16 protein-coding genes and 1 pseudogene are annotated in these 20,921 nt (G+C 37.4%); 14 read left to right on the top strand and 3 right to left on the bottom strand.

Annotated elements, in window-relative coordinates; all coding sequences use genetic code 11:
- Nucleotides 1–30: 30 nt before the first annotated feature.
- The gene (locus ESZ36_RS09890) at nucleotides 31–369 is read left to right on the top strand and encodes a hypothetical protein (protein ID WP_146787040.1); all 339 of its coding nucleotides are present in this window, start codon (nucleotides 31–33) and stop codon (nucleotides 367–369) included.
- Nucleotides 370–487: 118 nt separating this feature from the next.
- Nucleotides 488–745: an Lpp/OprI family alanine-zipper lipoprotein gene (locus tag ESZ36_RS09885; protein ID WP_146787038.1), complete on the top strand. Its 258-nt coding sequence runs from the start codon at nucleotides 488–490 to the stop codon at nucleotides 743–745.
- A gap of 109 nt (nucleotides 746–854) precedes the next feature.
- Here ESZ36_RS09885 and ESZ36_RS09880 read toward each other — a convergent pair whose 3' ends face one another.
- Together ESZ36_RS09880 and ESZ36_RS09875 are read right to left on the bottom strand one after the other, a co-directional pair.
- Entirely contained in the window at nucleotides 855–1,766 is a 912-nt protein-coding gene (locus ESZ36_RS09880) for a L,D-transpeptidase family protein (RefSeq protein ID WP_146787036.1), read from the bottom strand.
- 5 nt (nucleotides 1,767–1,771) lie between these two features.
- Complete coding sequence (locus tag ESZ36_RS09875) at nucleotides 1,772–3,379, bottom strand: CYTH domain-containing protein (protein WP_146787034.1); 1,608 nt, start codon at nucleotides 3,377–3,379, stop codon at nucleotides 1,772–1,774.
- Nucleotides 3,380–3,681: 302 nt separating this feature from the next.
- Here ESZ36_RS09875 and ESZ36_RS09870 point away from each other — a divergent pair, with 302 nt between their 5' ends.
- The 9 genes from ESZ36_RS09870 (at nucleotide 3,682) to leuD (ending at nucleotide 14,454) form a co-directional block, all read left to right on the top strand.
- Complete coding sequence (locus ESZ36_RS09870; protein WP_146787032.1) at nucleotides 3,682–4,287, top strand: TIGR04211 family SH3 domain-containing protein; 606 nt, start codon at nucleotides 3,682–3,684, stop codon at nucleotides 4,285–4,287.
- 314 nt (nucleotides 4,288–4,601) lie between these two features.
- Entirely contained in the window at nucleotides 4,602–5,699 is a 1,098-nt protein-coding gene (locus tag ESZ36_RS09865; protein WP_146787029.1) for a glycosyltransferase family 4 protein, read from the top strand.
- Nucleotides 5,700–6,218: 519 nt separating this feature from the next.
- Entirely contained in the window at nucleotides 6,219–7,676 is a 1,458-nt protein-coding gene (locus ESZ36_RS09860; RefSeq protein ID WP_146787026.1) for a capsule assembly Wzi family protein, read from the top strand.
- 28 nt (nucleotides 7,677–7,704) lie between these two features.
- On the top strand, nucleotides 7,705–8,103 hold the full coding sequence (locus ESZ36_RS09855) for an FAD synthase family protein (protein ID WP_146787023.1): 399 nt from the start codon (nucleotides 7,705–7,707) through the stop codon (nucleotides 8,101–8,103).
- 18 nt (nucleotides 8,104–8,121) lie between these two features.
- Nucleotides 8,122–9,165 (top strand): CDP-glycerol glycerophosphotransferase family protein, encoded by a 1,044-nt coding sequence (locus ESZ36_RS09850; protein WP_146787021.1) that lies wholly within the window; start codon nucleotides 8,122–8,124, stop codon nucleotides 9,163–9,165.
- Nucleotides 9,166–9,557: 392 nt separating this feature from the next.
- Nucleotides 9,558–11,138 carry a 2-isopropylmalate synthase gene (gene leuA / locus ESZ36_RS09845; protein WP_146787018.1) on the top strand — a complete coding sequence of 527 codons (1,581 nt, stop codon included), beginning with the start codon at nucleotides 9,558–9,560 and terminating at the stop codon, nucleotides 11,136–11,138.
- 76 nt (nucleotides 11,139–11,214) lie between these two features.
- On the top strand, nucleotides 11,215–12,303 hold the full coding sequence (leuB, locus tag ESZ36_RS09840; protein ID WP_146787015.1) for a 3-isopropylmalate dehydrogenase: 1,089 nt from the start codon (nucleotides 11,215–11,217) through the stop codon (nucleotides 12,301–12,303).
- 1 nt (nucleotide 12,304) lies between these two features.
- Nucleotides 12,305–13,720: a 3-isopropylmalate dehydratase large subunit gene (gene leuC, locus ESZ36_RS09835; protein WP_146787012.1), complete on the top strand. Its 1,416-nt coding sequence runs from the start codon at nucleotides 12,305–12,307 to the stop codon at nucleotides 13,718–13,720.
- A gap of 137 nt (nucleotides 13,721–13,857) precedes the next feature.
- Complete coding sequence (gene leuD, locus ESZ36_RS09830; RefSeq protein WP_146787009.1) at nucleotides 13,858–14,454, top strand: 3-isopropylmalate dehydratase small subunit; 597 nt, start codon at nucleotides 13,858–13,860, stop codon at nucleotides 14,452–14,454.
- 127 nt (nucleotides 14,455–14,581) lie between these two features.
- Here the strand turns inward: leuD and ESZ36_RS09825 are convergent, their stop codons facing one another.
- Nucleotides 14,582–16,285 carry an AAA family ATPase gene (locus ESZ36_RS09825; RefSeq protein WP_146787006.1) on the bottom strand — a complete coding sequence of 568 codons (1,704 nt, stop codon included), beginning with the start codon at nucleotides 16,283–16,285 and terminating at the stop codon, nucleotides 14,582–14,584.
- A 169-nt stretch (nucleotides 16,286–16,454) separates the two neighbouring features.
- On the opposite strand from ESZ36_RS09825, the pseudogene ESZ36_RS09820 reads away from it, so the two are divergent.
- The 3 genes and pseudogenes from ESZ36_RS09820 (at nucleotide 16,455) to ESZ36_RS09810 (ending at nucleotide 20,910) form a co-directional block, all read left to right on the top strand.
- Nucleotides 16,455–18,617, top strand: a pseudogene (locus tag ESZ36_RS09820) (TonB-dependent receptor).
- Nucleotides 18,618–18,747: 130 nt separating this feature from the next.
- Nucleotides 18,748–20,085: a multifunctional CCA addition/repair protein gene (locus ESZ36_RS09815; RefSeq protein ID WP_146787003.1), complete on the top strand. Its 1,338-nt coding sequence runs from the start codon at nucleotides 18,748–18,750 to the stop codon at nucleotides 20,083–20,085.
- 243 nt (nucleotides 20,086–20,328) lie between these two features.
- Entirely contained in the window at nucleotides 20,329–20,910 is a 582-nt protein-coding gene (locus ESZ36_RS09810; protein ID WP_146787000.1) for a hypothetical protein, read from the top strand.
- The last annotated feature ends 11 nt before the right edge of the window (nucleotides 20,911–20,921 follow it).

The raw sequence follows: 20,921 nt of genomic DNA, 5'->3' as shown, positions 1-20,921 counted from the left end.
AATACGGAAACTACTAATTCGGAAACGACTATGGCGAGAAAAATCCCCGATAAATGGCAATCCTCCGTTAAAGCGATAAAAGCGGTGCAGGTTGCTTTTGATATGGACGAAAAAATCCAGTTGTCTATTCGTAAACAAGCACTTGATGCAGGCTTAAGTCCTTCTGATCAAATTCGTGATATTTTAGGCTTACCAATCAATAAAAGACCCAAGCGACCTCGCTTAACTGTGAGTTTAGCTCCTAGTGACTATCAACTTCTCGCTGATAAATATCAACTACAAGCCGAAGATCAACTAGAAATTAAGAAAAAACTTATGGATGATCTAATCACCCATATCAACTCAGGTAACTGCGAAGAGAAGGAATAGTGATATTAATGTCTAACCTCACTATCTAATATAAAAATATAACGGCTTTGTGAAAGTTTTTTTTTGTGCCATACTGCAATGAACAAGAATAAATAATAACTTCACTTAGGATATCATTATGTTAAAAAAAATTACTGCAGTATCTCTAGCATTAGCGCTATCAGCTTGCGCCAACACAGATGCACTTGATGCAAACATCACTTCACTAACAAGTAAAGTTGATGCTTTATCAAGCCAAGTTTCTGATTTAGAAGCACAACAACAATCTGTATCGGCTGATGTTCAAGCAGCAAAAGCAGCAGCTGAGCAAGCAGCGACTGATGCTAAAGCAGCAAATGAACGTATTGATAATGTTGTAGCTTCATATAAAAAATAGTTATTTTTGCTAGCTTAATTAGCAATAGACAATAAAAAAGCACCTTATGGTGCTTTTTTATTGTCTATTGCTAGAGTAGTTTCTTAATGAAACAGGTTAATCTTTGCGGTTATTTAGCTAACTCAACGACTAACCCATGTGGTTTTTCAATAACCGGTAGTAGTTGCTGCCAATATTCACGATTAGTACCAACAAACCGTTGCATAGCTTTAGTTAAAATAACATTACCTTGAGTCGTCTCAAGGTCTGACAACTGTTGATGTATCTCTATTAATTGCTTATCACCATTTTCAAAAGACATTTTTACTGGTTGATTAACGACTCTCACTTTAGTATTTACAGGAACATTATCAAAAAGCCATTTAATATCATCATCATACATTCTAATACAACCTGAACTAGCGCGCATACCAATACCAAAACGCTTATTAGAACCATGAATTAGGTATTCACTGGTGCCTAATCGCAAGGCATATTTGCCAAATGGGTTGTTTGGTCCTGCAGGAACTACGTCAGGAAGATACTTTCCATACTCAGCGAAGTGACGCTCTTGCATTTCTTTGGTTGGACGCCAGTCGGGATCTTTTCTCTTTTCACCAACCACAGTACTAGTTAATGGTGTCGAGAGTCCTTGTCGACCAATACCTACAGGAAAAACATAAACTTTATTTTCATTGGGTGAAAAGTAGTATAAACGTAATTCAGGCAGGTTAATTACTATCCCCTTTCGCGAAATAAAGGGTAATAACATTTGATTTGGGATTACGACCTCGGTATCAACCTTAAGTAAAAAGGGATCATGCTCAGGGTTAGCCGCCAACAATGCTAAAAAGCCAACATCATACTGCTCAGCTAATTGCTGAAAGTAGTCTCCTTTGACTACGGTATGAATTTTAGGTTCACCTATAAGGCGCTTGTTATCATTTTCTATATCATACACAGTTGCCATTGAAGACTTAATAAATATCAGTGTGATAAATAGGCTTAACGAAGTAAAAAGTGATTTTTTATTTTTTATCATGATATTTATGGCCAGTAAGGTTTCATTGTTAAGGCTTTTGCTCTGGACTGATCTAATGCCGTGATTAAATTTTCACTTTTATTGGCTAACCATTGCGTTAATTTATTTTCTTGTTTTGGCAGCTGCTCTAACTGTTGCTGTAATAAGCTCAAGGATTGTAACTCAACGATGCCCTGTTTAATATCTAACAAAGGCATATTAAATCTCTTAACTATCTCACTCTCTGGCTCAGCGAATAAGCAGCTAAACCAACTTGTAGTTAATAGTGCTCTAATCAATAAACTATGCGCAGTTAAATATAACTCAATAGAGGTAGAATCTTGTGGCTTTTGCAATTTAGCTAATTCATCACTTAGTGCTTTAGTGCTGTTGGTTAAGTGTTTAGCTGCAAATTCAACTAATGAAGAAGAATTATCGATTTTAAGCGTATCATCACTATTTCTTTTAAGTAATAAAGAAAGTAAGTCAACTTGCAGATTATTAAAACGTTCACTATGCAATAATGCTAATACTTGTGGCTCCCTTGGATAACGGCTCTGACGCAATTGCAATTTTGTTATCAACTCTTGATTGATTGAGTTTTCTTTCTGATATGAACTTTGTTTGTTGATTAGTAATTGAATATAACGTGCATTTTCAACCCAATGAATTGTTCGGATAAAATAACTAAGCTCATTGCGAAGTGCTTTTTCATCTGGAGATAATAGCTCATCAAACAACCAAAATCCTTGTCTAAGTAATATAAGCTGTTCACTTACTTTACTGAGCACATTAAACGAAGGTATTTCAACATAACTATCAACACAGAGTTGCAGCTGGTTTAGCGAAAACTCGATGCCATGGGTGAGAGCGTTATGAAGTTGCATTTTTTTTGGTAAATCAATTATCGAAAGCTCTATTTTCTCAACAATAGCGCCGTTATTAGGCAGCTTACTCTCAACATGAGAGGCTAATGTAAGACTCTCATGATATAAAGCATAACCCCGGGCTGCTTTTGTTAGCTGTCCAGGTCGTAAAGCTAATTGACTAAATAAAAGCTTAGTTAACACTAATAGCGCTTGAGAATCACCGCTGACCAACTCTAATTCAATTTCATATATACGTGGCTTTTTAACATAGTCTTGGCAAGCAACTTCACCACAATCAAATGCAATCTCAATTTGAGCATCTTCTAAGCTTACAAGCCAAGTATGACGAGTAAAGTGAGTAGAGAATAGTTCGATAATCTGTTGCTGCAATAGATTAATATCGATATTAGGCTGAAAAATAATATGCGGAAACAGTGAAACAATAGGCTTAGCATCACCAATGTCTATATTATATTCGGGTCTTTGATGCAAACCTGCAATGATGGTGCCTGAGGTTTTTATCGTTTGTTCAAAACGTTTGGTTTCATCAAAGCATTTTGTACCGCGAGTACGTAAGGCAATTCTATTCTTGCGTAGTGTTAGGTTAGCAGTATCGAAGTAATGGTTACTCAACTGCTTCTCCTGATGCACAAAGGTGACATCGTGTTCAGAGAGTAGTTGGTTTATAGTGGTTGTTATTTGCTCTGGTTTGGCCTGTTCATTGCTTTCAAGCAATGAATACTTTAATTCTATTTCTGTAACCATTATACCCTAATTTAAGTGTTTACTTATCACTTAACAAGCATACCGTTAGTGCATCAATATGCCAATAGCGAGTTTCCCATTATTTGTTGCAAACTTATATAGAATGCGACCTAACCTAACTAAAATTTAATAGAATGTAGCGAAACTTATTGATTAACTTAGTTATCACTCATCGAAAAAGTAAACTTACTCAGGGATTGAGTTAACTTTTGTAGGTAATGAAGTCATTCTTAGCTTGCCATCAAAGCAGCAAACACATAATATCTTGTCTTCTTTGACTTATTTACTACATTGGTTTTTCTATGAATAACGTTATTAACGTCATAGCTTTTCTTGCTATCACTTTAGCTAGCTCGCTTTTTATACCTGCTCAGGCTGCAGAGAACAATTACAAGCAGGGCTATATCTCTGATGAATTATTCATATATATGCATACAGGACCAGGTAAGAAGTTTAGAATTTTGGGTACTATCATTGCGGGTTCGAAAGTTAAAATTACCGGCGCGGTAGACGGCGGTTATAGTGAAATAATAGATAACAAGGATCGAACTACTTGGGTTGAAAGTAAATATGTAACCACTCAGCCAGGACTACGTTTTGTTGTTGCTGAACTTAATGGAAAAATAACTAGTAGTAGTGATTATAGCAGCCAGCTTGACGGCGAAGTAAACGAGCTAAAGAGTAAAGTTAACTTATTAACTAATGATAAGAAAAAGCTGTCAGCAGAGCTTAAAAAGTTGACCAGTACTTTGGAAAAAACCCAAACTAAAATTAAGGATCAAGATACCAATATTAAGAAACAATGGTTTTTTAATGGCGCATTGGTATTAGGTATAGGTTTGATTTTAGGCTTGATTTTACCACGTTTCTTTGCTCGTCGCCGTGGCGCCATGGATAGTTGGTCATAGATTTATAAGTCACACTTAGTACCTCATAACTCAGTTTGAGGTACTAAGAACTAATATTCAATAGCATCTCTTTTTCGGTTCATCCGATATCCACCCTAATTAATCAAGCAGCCTTTGAGCAACGTTATTGTTTGGGATCGAAGTGAGCCTATCCATGGGTTTTCATATAGTGACCAATTAAGATCACTGCGTTGGAAATACCCTCTTAAATTTGAACATGATTTGACGCTCACTTATAAGTGGTTTATTAATAAACAGAATATCTATAAACAATTAACCTTTTTATTTTCCTTCTATTATTGCAGAGCAGCGCTATGAAAATACTAGTTATCCCCAATCGAGGTCGTTCTTATAATGCAGTTCGTCCAGAGGCCGAATGTTACATCAGCTTAGCTAAGTCAGGCCATGAAGTCACACTATTCACTTGTGAAAGTAACGCATATTATTCTGACTATAAAAAAGCAAACATTAACTTAATAGAACTGTCGTCTTTAAAAAAATATAGCTTATCTGTTATCAAGCAAATCCATCGTTATATCAAACAGCATAATATTGATATTGTTTACGCGACTGAATCCAATGGTATCCCAAATGCTGCTTTTGCCTGTATAGGCACCAAAGCAAAAATGATTGCTTATCGTGGTACCACTGGTGGCATGTATAAAACTGATCCTAGTAATTACTTGTGTACATTACATCCAAGAATAAACGGTTATGTTTGCGTGTCCAATGCAGTGAAAAAGCATGTAACCACTAAAGTAAGAGGTGCTATAAAATCTAATATAAGTACTATTTATAAAGGGCATGACATAAATTGGTACAATGAACCTGCAATACAACTTTCAAGTTTAGCTACCAGCCCAACCAATTTCAATATTCTCTGTATCGGTAGCCACAGACCCTACAAAGGTATGCACTTTATGTTAGATGCTATGAAACATCTAACCGACTTAAACAATATAAAACTTATTCTAGTAGGTGATAATTTTGATTGTGAGCCATTTTCTTCACAAATAAAAGCTACAGGTATGAGCGAGCATATCATTGAAACTGGTTTTAGAAATGATGTCCCACAAATAGCAAAAGCCTGTGACATATTAGTATTACCTTCAGAGAGAGAAGGGTTACCTAGAGTTGTATTAGAGTCTTTAGCAAGCGGAACGCCTGTAATAACATCTGCTAACGAAGGGGCGATGGAGATTATTGAAGACGGTATAAATGGTTACATAGTGCCTATTGGTGATGGGGAAGCAATTGCCGAACGCATTCGTTATCTTTATCAAAATGAACAAGTAAAGCTACATTTAACCAACGGCGCCATCAATACAATAAACACCACGATGTCTCATAAAGAGACTGTTGAAAATTATATTAAATATTTTGAAAAAACACTTTCGGGTCAAGCATTATAATCAGATATTCAGGTCAGCTAAAATATAATTTTTTAAGTTAATCAAGTGCTAATCTAAATCGTATAAATCAAAAGTAAATATTTTTACACTAATTAACTTATTGAGCACACAGTTTTAACAATATCATTTTTCCTTTAAATTATATCAAATGGTTGAATACTATTAAGTGAAATTTTTTTCATCCGACACATGTTCATAAATAATAACCTTAATGCCTTTAGGTTTAATTAAATGATGCCTTATATTTCAATAAATAATAACCACTTTATATTTCAAGTGGAAAATTAAAAAATTAGTCCCCTCAAATGCCTAGCGTAAATCTAAAGTTGCGTAAAGGTTTAGTGATCATTCAGTTAAAAAGATAACTCAAAGGAGTTATGAACGATTCTATGAAATATAAAACTAACGTTTACTCTTGATAGGTATTATTAAAGTGACGCCATAATTAGATAAGTCGAGCTAGCAATTACACTTTTTGATAGGTAAAATGTTTTCTTTCGTCTAACTGTGAATATTAGCTTGTTAAATTTATTTAAAATTTTATTTTTTCTTATCATAACCTTTTCTACCGTAATATTATCTAGTATTAACAGTTATGCTAAAGGGCCATCACCATACTTACCATTGCAAATGGAGCCGTTAATTGAGCTTGAATTACAACGTTTAGCAACGGTAGCCAAGTTACCACTCTTAACAAAACCTTATCATGCAGCAACAGTAAACCGTTACTTAAAAACGGTAGTAGACAGCCACCCTATATTATATCGTCGCATTAATAATTACTTAAAACGTTATAAAAAAACTGCTGCACTAACCCATGCCTCAGTACAATTAAATTATGCAAATCAAGAGAATATTGTTTTACCCAATCAGCGAGGTCAAATGGCTGATGCCAATTATCAAGCCAGTTTTAGTAGTTTTTGGCAAGCGAACCAATATGTGATCATCAATGCTGGCGGCATATATTACGAAAATGGTGATTACCTTAGAAATAATAGTTTTATTTCTTTTGGTGCTGATGTTTTTCAAGTTGATATCGGTTATCGAGAGCATTGGATTTCTCCATTTCAAGAGAGTTCGGTGCTTTTATCAACGCAAGCAAAACCACCGCTTAGTGTAACAATTAGCAATCCAAAACTAATGACTGATTTTAATATAAAGTATGAAATGTCCATTGGTTTACTAGATGAGCAAGACGATATCCAATTTGATAAAGATAAACCGCCAGTTTCTGGTGAACCAGCGCTACTTACCATGCATTTTAGCGCTCAACCTTTTGATTGGTGGACAATTGGCTTTAACCGTACTTTTGTTTTTGCAGGTGGCGAAGACAGTGTTTCTTTAGGTGATATTTGGAATGCCATCATAGACCCCGTTAATAGTGATAACTGTGGTGGTGATGGTACGGATTTACAAGACTGTAGTGAAGAGTTTGGCAACCAACAAGCCTCTATTAGCAATAAATTTGATCTTAACTGGTTTGATGTCCCCTTTAGTTTATATTACGAATACGCAGGCGAAGATACCAACAATTATAGTAATTACAAATTAGCTAATTTAGCCAACAGTTTTGGTTTGTTTCTACCTTATCTTGGCGACTCACTATCATTAAATATGGAATTCACTACTTTTCAAAGCGCATGGTACACCCACCATATCTATGGTGAAGGTTATAGTAATGATGGCGTAAAAATGGGACATTGGTGGGGTAGCATGAAAGACCCTAAAGATAGTGTTGGTGGTGAAGCTGGCAGTATTCGACTTGATTGGCAAAACAGTGGTGACTCCCAAATATCATTCCTATATCGCACCGCTAATTTTAATCAATCAAGCTTCGCTGATTATCAACAATCACATGAGTTAGAAATGAAGTATCACAAAGTGATTGACTCAAACTTCTTAACTTTGAAGTTATATGTAGGTAGAAGTAATTTAGGTGATAATTTTGTACAAACCGGCATATCATATACTTGGTAGGCTATTTTTTACGGGTTAGGAGCAAGTAATAATGAGGGTAATAACCTTTGGCACCTATGATATTTTTCATGTTGGTCATGTGAATATTATTGAACGAGCAAGACTACACGGTGAACATCTTATTGTTGGTGTGTCTTCAGATAAACTAAATATTTCTAAAAAGGGACGGCCACCTATTTACTGTGAAGACGACCGTCAACACATAATTCGCTCTATGCGCTGCGTTGATGAGGTTTTTTTAGAAGAGTCATTAGAACTCAAAGCCGATTACATTAAGTATTATAATGCCGATATATTAGTCATGGGTGATGATTGGCAGGGTAAGTTTGACCATTTAAAAGATATCTGTCAGGTGATTTATTTACCTCGTACCCCTTCAGTTTCGACTACAGAAATTATTGAAGTAGTTAAAACAAAACGACTTTAACTTAATCAGAGCCCACTTATGACAGCTAAACGTTATTTATTTTATATCGCTCATAACTATTCTTTTGAAATATTAAGACCATTACAACAAGCTATTTGGGCAAATGGTGATGAGGTAAAATGGTTAGCTATTGGTCAAGAAGTCAACCTCAGTTATTTTCAAAGTAATGAATCTGTATTGAACTCTATAGATGACGCTAGAAGTTACAACCCAGATGCTAGCTTTGCACCAGGGAATGAAATCCCAAACTTCATTCCTGGATTAAAAGTTCAAATTTTTCATGGCCTTGAATGGAAGAAAAAAGGCCACTTTGTTATTCGTGATTTTTTTGACCTTTATTGTACTCATGGTCCAGCAACCACAAGCCGCTTCAATACATTAGCTCAAAAACATGGTTTTTTCGATGTAATTGAAACCGCTTGGCCAAAACTTGATTATTTATTCACATCACCCGCGATGCCAATTAAAGACAAATTGCACGCTCAAGAAAAAAAGGTCATTCTATATGCGCCAACTTTTTCTCCTACATTAACTTCAGCCCCTGCATTATTTGATGAAATAAAGCGTTTAAGTGAGCAAAAAAGTTATCATTGGTTAATTAAATTTCATCCTAAAATGGCAACACAATGGCTCGAGCGATATAAAACGTTAAAGAAAGATAACGTTCAAATTATCGAAACATCAAGCATAAATGAATTATTACAAACAGCTGATATTATGGTGTCCGACACCTCATCAGTTATTGGCGAGTTCTCGTTACTCAATAAAGTAACTGTAAGTTTAAATAATAAAGAGCCCGGTGATTACCTAGTCAATATTCAAACAGCAGATCAACTTGAACCAGCAATTGAGCGAGCACTTAATCCAAGTAAGAAATTGAAGACAGCAATTAAGGCATATGCTGACGATCTTCATCCATATCAAGATGGCCAAGCTGCTCAGCGTATTTTATCAGCTACAGAGAATATTTTGACTAATGGTAAACAAGCGAAGAAAAGTAAACCATTAAATCTTTTTAGGAATTTAAAACAAAGAAAAAAACTTAAATACTGGGCTATTTGAATGAGTTATAACAGTGCATATAACTAATCCGTCTAGCGATAAAATATTTTTCATTTGACATAGTTAGAGTATCTGCGCTATTAATAGTATATTGAATAGTTTTCGCTTAAAAAGAATATTTATTAGCTTTTTTCGTATTTTTACACAAAGGCTAAAATAGATTAAAATGACTCACATGACTAAATTGATCAAGCACATTAAAAATAACCTCCTCCTCGTACTCATCGTGCGCGGCTAGGTTTTGTTGCTTCTTCAAAAGTTTAAATATTGAGAACTAAGTAGAAATAAAATAAAACCCGCGCTAACAATCGCGGGTTTTTTTATGTCCGCAGTTAGGTTAGTCGTGAATAATTGATAATGCAGACATCAGCAAAGATTTTAAAGGATAAAAAATGAGCAATCCACAAATTAATAATGACCAAGTTATAATTTTTGACACCACTTTACGTGATGGTGAGCAAGCATTGAATGCCAGCTTATCGGTACATGAAAAACTTCAAATTGCCTTAGCGATTGAACGCTTAGGGGTAGACGTAATGGAGGTCGGTTTTCCGGTTTCTTCTCCTGGTGATTTTGAATCAGTACAGCAAATAGCCCGAACAATTAAAAATGCTCGTGTTTGTGGTTTAGCACGTGCAGTAGAAGCAGATATCGATGCCTGTGCACAAGCATTAAAAGTTGCTGACCAATTTCGTATCCATACCTTTATTTCAACCTCTGATGTGCACGTACAACAAAAACTAAAAAAAGAATTTAGCGATGTAGAAGCCATGGCAATTCACGCGGTGAAGCATGCAAGAAAGTATACCGATGACGTCGAGTTCTCTTGTGAAGATGCAGGCCGTACGCCAATTGATAATTTATGTCGCATGGTAGAAGGTGCGATTAAAGCCGGTGCCACCACAGTCAATATTCCTGATACCGTTGGTTACACCCTGCCCTTCGAATTTCAAGGCATCATAACTGACTTATTTAATCGTGTACCTAATATAGATCAAGCGATAATCTCTGTTCATTGTCATAATGATTTAGGTTTAGCTGTTGCTAACTCAATGGCTGCGGTTCAAGCAGGAGCACGTCAAATTGAATGTACCATCAACGGTATCGGCGAGCGTGCGGGTAACTGCTCGTTAGAAGAAGTCGCCATGATCATGCAAACACGCCAAGCATTGTTAGGTGTAAAAACAAATATCAATCATCAAGAAATAGCACGCGTATCTAAGTTAGTCAGCACCGTGTGCAATATGCCTGTGCAATTAAATAAAGCCATTGTTGGCGGTAACGCCTTTAGCCACTCATCAGGTATCCATCAAGATGGCATGTTAAAAGCCAGCAATACTTATGAGATCATGACGCCTGAAAGTGTCGGTATTGCGAAAACAAAGTTAAACTTAACTTCTCGCAGTGGTCGTCATGTCATTAAACACCGCATGGAAAGCTTAGGTTATCAAGAAAGTGACTATGAGATTGAAGAATTATATGCTGACTTTTTAACGTTAGCGGATAAAAAAGGTCAAGTCTTCGATGATGACCTAGAAGCGTTAGTATTCAAGTTGCAGCAAAAGGATTTACAAGATTTCTTCCAGTTAGATACTATCAATGTGCAGTGTGGCGATGGCGAATTTTCTACCGCTAGCATCAAGCTCATCTCTGGTGAAGTAACAGGTGATAAAGACAATAGCAAGACACATGCTGCTACGGGTAACGGCCCTGTTGATGCGCTGTATCAAGCAATTAAGCAAAGTGTTGATATAGAATTTGAAGTCAGTGATTACAAAATATCTAATAAAGGCTCAGGTGAAGATGGCTTAGGCCAAGCCGATTTAATAATCATTTGGCAAGGGAGAAATTTTCACGGTTATGGTTTAGAAACCGATGTTATTGAAGCATCCGGTCAAGCATTGATTAATGCACTAAACAGCATCCATAGAGCGATGACAATTGCCGATTTAAAATCAGCAAAACAAGCTTAATAGCGTTAACAACAAATTAAATTAGCAGTAGCGAATCAATCGCTGAAAAGTTTTTAAAATATAAAAGGTTATAAAAATGTCCAACATAGCAATTTTAGCCGGTGATGGTATCGGTCCAGAAGTCATGGTTGAAGCTAAAAGAGTGTTAAACACGGTAGCGAGCAAGTTTGATTTTGAAATAACAACTCAAGACTACGACATTGGTGGTGCTGCCATTGATAATCACGGTAATGCTTTACCTGATTCAACCATGGCTGGCTGTATAGCGAGTGATGCTATTTTATTTGGCAGCGTTGGCGGTCCTAAATGGGCTAACTTACCACCAACAGAACAACCAGAACGCTGTGCCTTATTAGGTTTACGTAGCCATTTCGATTTATTTTGCAACATGCGTCCAGCAACATTACAACCAGCGTTATCCTCTTTATCTACTTTGCGTAGCGATATTTCTGAGCAAGGTTTTGATGTATTAGTGATCCGTGAATTAACCGGCGATATCTATTTTGGCGAACCAAAAGGCCGTAGGGGTGAAGGTGAAGAAGAGACTGGTTTTGATTCTATGTTTTATTCACGCCGCGAAGTTAAACGTATTAGTCACCTTGCTTTTCAAGCAGCGCAAAAACGTAATAACAAAGTTACTTCTGTTGATAAAGCCAATGTATTAGCAACCAGTCAATTATGGCGTCAAGTGGTTGAAGAAGTAGCGCTAGAGTATCCTGATGTTGAATTAGAGCACCTTTATGTTGATAACGCTGCCATGCAGTTAGTTCGCGATCCTAACCAGTTTGACGTGATGCTATGCCCTAACTTATTCGGTGATATATTGTCAGATATCTGTGCCATGATCACCGGCTCTATGGGCCTATTACCTTCAGCTAGCTTGAATGAGCAAGGTTTTGGTATGTATGAACCTGCTGGTGGCAGTGCGCCTGATATTGCAGGCCTTGGTATAGCTAACCCTATTGCTCAAATTCTATCAACGGCTTTAATGCTTCGTTATAGCTTAAATCAAGATGCAGCAGCCAAAGCGATTGAAGATGCAGTATCAAACGCACTTGACAATGGTGTGTTAACTGCTGATTTATTACCCGCTAACGAACGAAAAAATGCTAAATCAACCAGTGAAGTGGGTGATTATATTTGTAAACAGATTGAGAGCGCATAAGATGACAACTTCTACCCCGCAAACCATGTATGAAAAATTATGGCAAACCCATTTAGTTGAAGCAGCGAAAGGGGAAACACCATTATTATATGTTGACCGTCACCTGATCCATGAAGTGACCTCACCACAAGCTTTTGCAAATTTACGTTTTCATAACCGCCCAGTACGTCATCCTGAACGTACAATTGCGACTATGGATCATAATATTTCAACACGTTCAATTAAAATCGACGCCGCTGGTGAAGGCGCTGCCAACCAATTACGCGCATTAGCAATTAACTGTAAAGACTTTGGTATCGAGCTTTTTGACATGGGTCATAAAAACCAAGGTATAGCACATGTTATTGGGCCTGAGCTAGGGTTGACATTGCCAGGTACTATTATTGTTTGTGGTGATTCACATACCGCTACCCATGGCGCTTTTGGTGCCCTTGCTTTTGGTATTGGTACCTCTGAAGTAGAACATGTTTTTGCTACACAGACTTTACGTCAAAATAAAGCCAAAACCATGAAAATCGAAGTGAAAGGCCATGTCGGTGCAGGTATTAGTGCAAAAGATATTATCTTAGCTATTATCGGCAAAACAGGTAGTGCTGGTGCGACAGGTTATGTGGTTGAATACTGTGGCGAAGCTATCGAAGCGCTAAGTATGGAAGAGCGCATGACTGTTTGTAACATGAGTATCGAATTTGGCGCGAAAGCGGGCTTAATTGCACCAGATCAAACCACCTTTGATTATGTAGAAGGTAAAGAGTACGCACCAAAAGGTGAAGTATTTGAACAAGCCGTTGTTGATTGGAAAAACCTAAAATCTGATGCTGATGCGACATTTGATGCAGTATTAACCCTTGAAGCAAAAGATATCAAAGCACAAGTCACTTGGGGTACCAACCCAGGGCAAGTTATCAGTGTCGACGGTATTGTCCCTTCGCCTGAAGACTTTAGTGACCCAGTTGAAAAAGAGTCTTGTGTTAGTGCGCTAAACTATATGGGCCTAACTGCCGGTACCAAGATGACTGATATTCATGTGAATAAAGTATTTATTGGTTCTTGTACTAACTCACGTATTGAAGATTTACGCGCCGCTGCCGGTGTTGTTCAGAAATATGAAGGTCAACAAGTAGTTGAAACTATCGATGCCATAATCGTTCCTGGTTCATATCGCGTTAAAGAACAGGCAGAAAGTGAAGGCTTAGATAAAATATTTACCAATGCTGGTTTTGAATGGCGTTTACCTGGCTGTTCAATGTGTTTGGGCATGAATGACGATGTACTTGAAGAAGGCGATCGTTGTGCATCAACCAGTAACCGTAACTTTGAAGGTCGTCAAGGCCGTGGTAGTCGTACTCACCTAGTGAGCCCTGAAATGGCAGCTGCAGCAGCTATCACAGGTCACTTTGTTGATTTAAATGCGTAACAATTGTCTTTTTGCTATTTAAAGCAATTACTGTGTCAAAAGTATTCATTGACTAGCGTCAACTCCGTGCTTTTTCCTTTTAATTGGATTAAATAGCTTCAAGAAAAATCGCTACTTAAAATTTTTTAGGAAGACAGATGGAAAAATTTAACACTCACACAGGTTTGGTTGTGCCACTAGATGTTGCAAACGTCGATACCGATCAAATCATCCCTAAACAGTTTTTACAAAAAACTGAACGCGTAGGTTTTGGTGTACATTTATTTCACGATAGCCGTTATTTAGATCATGCGGGTACGAAAGTGAACCCTGACTTTGTTATCAACAAGCCAGAATATAAAGGTGCTAGCATCCTATTAGCCGGTGAAAATTTTGGTTGTGGTTCAAGTCGTGAACATGCGCCTTGGGCACTGCAAGAATACGGCTTTAAAGTTATTCTTGCGTCAAGTTTTGCAGATATTTTTTACGGTAACTGTATCAATGTTGGTCTTTTACCGATTAAGTTAAGCGAAGCAGAGATAGAACAGTTATTCAAACTATCTCCTAACGCCCAACTAACGCTTACTGTTGATTTACCAAATAACATCGTAACTTGTGGCGAATTATCTTTTAAGTTTAGCTTGAATGAATTTCAACAATATAGCTTAGAAAATGGTGTTGATAGTGTCGGTTGGACTTTAGATAAACTTGATACCATCAAAGCCTTTGAAGAAAAAATGCCTGCTTGGCAATAAACGGAACCATGACTTAATAAAGGAATATTATTAAGTCCATGAAAATAATAGCCCGGCTGAATAACAATTTAGCTGGGCTTTTTATTGCTTTCAACTAAGTTCTCACTTAACTGAAAAGATCAACAAACTACCAATTTGTCAACGCAGGTAAACTGAACTTTTCACCTTGAAAAGAAAGAATCACTTGTTGAGGTAATATTTTCTCAACAAACAAATTATCGCCTATAGAGTCACCTTCATAACGATCTCGACCATTCACCTTTACCCAACCCTGACCGTCAGAAGCATATATATGCTGTTCAAATTGCAAACTTGGTAAAGCATTTTGTAGTTGTTGAGGCATTTGAGTGAGTGGTCTAATAGTAGCCTCTTCATTAGAGTTGTGAGATGACTCATAAGTATCATGGCTATTTTCCAAACGATAATCGGTTGACTGACTGCTAGGCGTGTTTCCTACGCTAGTTTCATCTATTGCGGCTTGAAAACGGGCTATTAAATCACTAGAAACACCTTCAACATCGGTAACTTTATAATTAGTATTCTGCATATTTTCATAAGGCAAGTTATTCTTCTCACCGCTAACCAACAGAGTTTCATCATTAGCAGGCTCGTTAATTTTATTTTCAACTGCTAGTGCATCATCCGATTTGCGCTCAGCTTCAACCTTGCTAAGTTTTTCAACCGTAACAAGTGCTGTATTTGGAGCTGAATTATCTAAGCTAGCCATAGCTGTATCGGTATTGTTATTGTTATTGTTATTGATTCTAGCTTGTTCCGATTGAACATTACCCTCATCTAACAGTGGTTTTTTTTCACTATTTACGACAACCTTAGCCAATTCAGTACCGTTTAGATGTTCGTCGGTGCTGATTACACGTTCTTGGCTACTCTTAATCACAACATCTTTAATGGGTGTTTGTCCCCACCAAAAGCCAGCTAAAGTGAAGAACGCAGTAATGCTTAAAACAGTAGAAAACATCATGACAGCATTATAATGAACTCGCCCCTGCTTACGGGTTACATCTTCTCCTAATGCACGTGTGGCCGCCGCAACAACCGTTTTTTTATTAACAACACTATCATTTTGGTTATACGCCAACATCAATGCGCTATGACACAGTAAGTTAATCAACCTTGGTACACCTTGAGATAATTGATGAATTTTAGTTAACGCACTTCTATCAAAGAGTTGTCTTGCGCAATCTGCGACAGTTAATCGGTGCTGAATATACTGCATTAGCTCTTGTTTTGTTAACGGCATTAAGTGATATCTTGCCGTTATACGTTGTGCTAATTGGCGTAAGTCTCGACGTTGTAATAATTGCTGTAATTCAGGTTGTCCTATTAGAATTACCTGTAACAATTTTTTAGTATTGGTTTCTAAGTTGGTAAGTAAACGCAACTGCTCTAACACTTCAGGCTGTAAATGCTGAGCTTCATCAATAATCAATAATGTATTGATATCATTTTCATGGTTTTTCAACAGCTTTTCTGAAATTTTATCAGTTAGGCTTTTTAAACTAGCACCTGTTTTGCGATAACGAATTTTTAATTGGTCACATAAGGTTGCGAGTAACTCTTGACAAGACAAGGTAGGATTAAGAATAAAAGCAACTTGAGTGTTGTCCGGTAACTGCTCCATTAAACAACGGCTTATTGTCGTTTTCCCCGTTCCTACCTCCCCAGTTAACAATGCGAAACCACCCACTTCACCTAAGCCATAAGTTAAATGTGTCAACGCTTCCCTATGCCTTTCACTCATAAATAAATATTTAGGATCTGGGGAAATTGAAAAAGGTAGTTCACTTAGTGAGAAAAAGTTGCGGTACATGGTGTGTCTGGGCAAGAAAAGTAAGGTACAAAATTAACTGCTTGTTTGAAGGATGTCAAAGAGTAACTAAATTTAGAGCAATTAGATAACATTTAATTGCAAACGATAACAATTATCATTAAGATGTGCGAATTAATTAATTACCTCCAATACTTAGAAGGAATACATGGTGTTAAAAACATATTTTACTCTATTGGCGCTTATTATAAGCGGTCAAGCACTCAGCCAAGAAAACCAATCAGAACCAAATAAAATCCAACAAAAGTCTAAAGAACAAGATATTGAACGCATTATCGTTACCGGTAGTCGTATTGCCGAAAATATAGATGAAGTGCCCGCTTCAATAACCATAATCACCCAAAAACAAATTGCCGCACAGCTAAAAGTTTCCTCAGAAATTCAAAGTTTATTGGCAAATCTTGTCCCTGGCATGGCGCCAAGTACAGGCTCTTCGAGCAATTCAGGGCAAACTCTTCGAGGGCGTTCTCCTTTAGTAATGATTGACGGCGTACCGCAATCAACACCATTACGTAATGGTTCATTAGGTATTAGAACACTCGACGCCAGCGTCATTGAACGTATTGAAGTCATTAAAGGTGCTACTTCCATTTATGGTAATGGTGCTGCAGGCGGTATCATTAATTACATCACTAAAAAAGCCAACAGTGATAAAGCGCTAAGCGGCCATGCAAGTATTTCAACGCGTTTTAGTGCCGTAGAAACAGAAGACTCAATCGGTCAACGCTATGAAGGTGGCATCAATGGTGAAATAAATAACTTCGATTATGTCCTTAATGCTAGTTACGAAGAAAATGGCTTACAACGCGATGCTGACGGCGATATTTTAGGTTTAAAATACGGGCTATCTGATGCGGTAATGCAAGATTACTTTGCTAAGGTGGGATATCATTTTGACGATGAAAAGTCATTACAGTTCACTTATAACTACTATCAATCAAAACAAGATGTAGATTTAATCGATCAAGTTGGCAATATTAATACCGGAGAAAAAACTCAAGCAATACCTGTTCCTCAAGGCAAGATAGTCTTAGGTGAGCCGCAAGGTCCAAGCAACCACAACATGATGCTTAAGTATGTTGATGATGAAGTCTTCGAGCAAACACAATTGATGGTCGACCTTTATAGCCAAGAAGTAGACAATACTTTCTTTTATTCGCCAGTACTAGCTAATCCTGATGCGGGTTATGCTGGTGGACAATCATTAATAAATTCAGAAAAAAAAGGTCTTCGAGTAACGTTCAATACGCTGGTTGATTTCAGTTTTGATAATGGTGACTCACTTGAGACCACCTTTATTTACGGTATCGATGCACTCAATGATGTCACCTCTCAATCTATGGTAGATGGCCGAGTTTGGGTGCCAGAAATGGATATGGAAAATCTCGCCGGTTTCTTGCAAACCAAGTTAATTTATAATGATGACCTTGTTATTAAGTTGGGTGTCAGACAAGAAGATATTGATTTAACCGTGAATGATTACAGTACTCTCAAGCTATGAAAAAGTGCTGTTCAATGCTCTGTACCTGTCAATGTTACTGGAGACACCTTAAATTATAAAGCGACGACCTACAATATCGGGATAAAGTATAATGCGCTGCCATTATTTAGTCCTTTTGTTAGTTACTCGCAAGGTGCTGATATTTCTGACACCGGTCGATTATTGCGTACCGCAACAGTTACTGATATTTCTCTCATCCATACCCAAGCCTCTGTAATCGATAATTACGAACTAGGTTTTAGTTCTGATTTCGAGCAAGTTCATTTTGAGTTTGCCACCTACTTCAGTACTTCTGAATTCGGTACAACGAATAAGTTTGATGAAACTACTGGTGTCTATTTACCAGTACGGGCACCGCAAGAAATCTACGGTTATGAAGCATTAATCAATTATGAGATCAACGAAGCCTGGGCTGTAAATGCCACTTATAGCTGGGTAGAAGGTAAAAATACTGAAGCTGACGTTTATTTAGGGGCAAAGCAAATCAGTCCACCTAAAGCGACAATAAATGTCAATTGGAACCCGAATAGTGATATCAGCGTAGCGATCAATTATTTATATGTTGGCGATCGTAAGCGCTTTGAGCCTGTTAATGACAAATATGTTGGTGATCAGGGCCCTATTGAGAGCTATCAAATTGTCAATTTAAGCGGTAACTATAACTTCGCGAGCGATTGGTCAGCATTTATTGGCGTTGAAAATTTATTTAACCAAGATTACTACCCAACAAAATCACAAGGCTACACCTACGGTGGTTACAACATTAAAGGTTTAGGAGCCACGGTAAATATGGGCGTTAATTATCAATTCTAATAGTTAATCCTAACCATCGATGAATAAAGGCAAAGCAGAATTTCTACTGCTTTGCCCACGGACAATCTCTGAACTTATGCTTGTTCTTATGATACACTTTAATTAACATTCTCTTCATTTTGGTCGTACTTTGTTAACCAGTAAATCTGAAATTAAAAATAGCGAACTTAACAGTTACTTAGTCGGTGGTGCGGTACGCGATAAACTACTCAATCGCCCGATAAAAGATGAAGATTATTTAGTGGTTGGTGCCAGTGTTGATCAAATGAAAAATCTTGGTTATCAACAAGTGGGTAAAGATTTTCCTGTTTTTTTACATCCCCAAACAAAAGCAGAATATGCCCTAGCCCGTACTGAGCGAAAACAAGGCCAAGGTTATACCGGTTTTAGCTGCTACTTCGCCCCTGACGTTACCATCGAGCAAGATTTACTTAGGCGCGATCTCACAATCAATGCCATGGCAATGGATCACAACGGTAAGATAATTGATCCCTATAATGGCCAAAACGATCTTAACGATCGTATTTTACGCCATGTCAGCGATGCTTTTATTGAAGATCCTCTGCGCGTTCTACGTGTCGCACGTTTTGCCGCACGCTATCATAAATATGGTTTTACCATTGCCGATGAAACACTAAACCTAATGCAGGAAATAAGTGCAAGTGGCGAGTTAAAAAGCTTAACACCTGAGCGTGTTTGGCAAGAAATGCAATTAAGTTTGGCTGATGGTGGCGTTAATTCTGACACTAATTCAGGTAACCCTGAAGTCTTCTTTGAAGTATTGCAGCAATGTAATGCCTTAGAAGAATTATGGCCTGAACTAGCCGTTTTGTGGGGTATTCCAAACCCTGCACTTTGGCATCCTGAAATATGCAGTGGCATTCATACCATGATGGTATTACAACAAGCTGTTTTGTTAACACAAGCGATTCCTGTGGAGCAAAGTGACTATAGAACTGCAGTACGTTTTGCTGCCTTATGCCACGATTTAGGTAAAGGTGTTACCTCTGATAAATTATGGCCTAGCCACAAAGGACATGAAAAATCAGGTTTACCCTTAGTCGAAAGAATCTGTCGACAGTTGAAAGTCCCTTCACATTACAAACAACTTGCTTTGAAAGTTTGTGAGTTTCATTTACATTGTCATAAAGCTTTTGAACTTAAAGCCAGCACGTTATTGAAAATGTTTGATCAGCTCGATATTTGGCGTAAACCAGAAGAATTTGATTTGTTTTTAATGGCTTGTAAATCTGACTTTTTAGGCCGTTTAGGTTTTGAAAGCCGTGCCTATCCACAAGAGCAATATTTACAAACGGCAGTCAAAGCTGCAAGGCAAGTGACAGCGCAACCCTTTGTTAAACAAGGGTTTCAAGGCCTTGCCATAAAAGAAGCAATGGCAAAAGAGAGACTAAACGCTATTACAAAAATTAAAGCCGAGTCTGCGCATTTGAATCCTACGCCGCAATAAAGAAAAAACGCACTTCAATCTAATGTCCTTGTGTTGTTTAGTGAGAATACTCGCTGAACAGCATTATAAAAATTGTAAAACACCGATATAACAACCAAACAAGCTGTACGAAATACAAACAACAATTTATTGCAACATATTTACAAACAACAACAACTTATTAGCACCAGTTTAACTATCATATTTACATCAAGTCAGTGTCTGGTTTGGGTAATACCAAGTTAAATAAACAAGGTGGTTAATATGACAATGCAAATAATTTCTTCAAGCAATTCAACATCAGCTCTTACTATTCAACCTATTAAGCCTAGCTGGCCTCAACCAGAGCCACGACAAGACTTTAGCAATATTTTAACACCTGAGCAAAAGAACACGATTCAGCAAGGTGCTGATGACAAAATAGCTGAGCAAGTTGAAAATGTGAAATCAAATTACCAAACCGCTAAAGACATTGATTTAATGCAGTCATACTATCAACAACAGCAGAAACTTTTTGATGTCTATTTACAAACAAGTACTGATGGCAATACAGCATCAAGTTCAACTCAAAAAAATGAAAATACCAGTGCAGTGTCTGCATTAACAAATGCTTATGCTGACTTATATCAAATACACCAAACGATAAAAGAAGGTGTTGGTCAATTACCTGGGGTTGGAATAAAACATGAAGAAATTGAAAAATCACCAGATAATTCAGTTGCTAGTACAAGTAACAATGAGGCGATAATAAGTGCTAGCAGTCAACCGTTAGCGCGCAAACAACTCGACGCTTACAACAGCCTAATGATGCCAAGCACGTCTTCTTATGTACACCTTAGTGCTTAGTTATCTGCTGA

It is taken from the genome of Colwellia demingiae, assembly GCF_007954275.1.
In the GTDB taxonomy this organism is placed as follows: Bacteria; Pseudomonadota; Gammaproteobacteria; order Enterobacterales; family Alteromonadaceae; genus Colwellia; species Colwellia demingiae.
The sequence above is the reverse complement of the archived record's forward strand: the minus strand, read 5'-3'. Positions and strand labels throughout refer to the sequence as shown.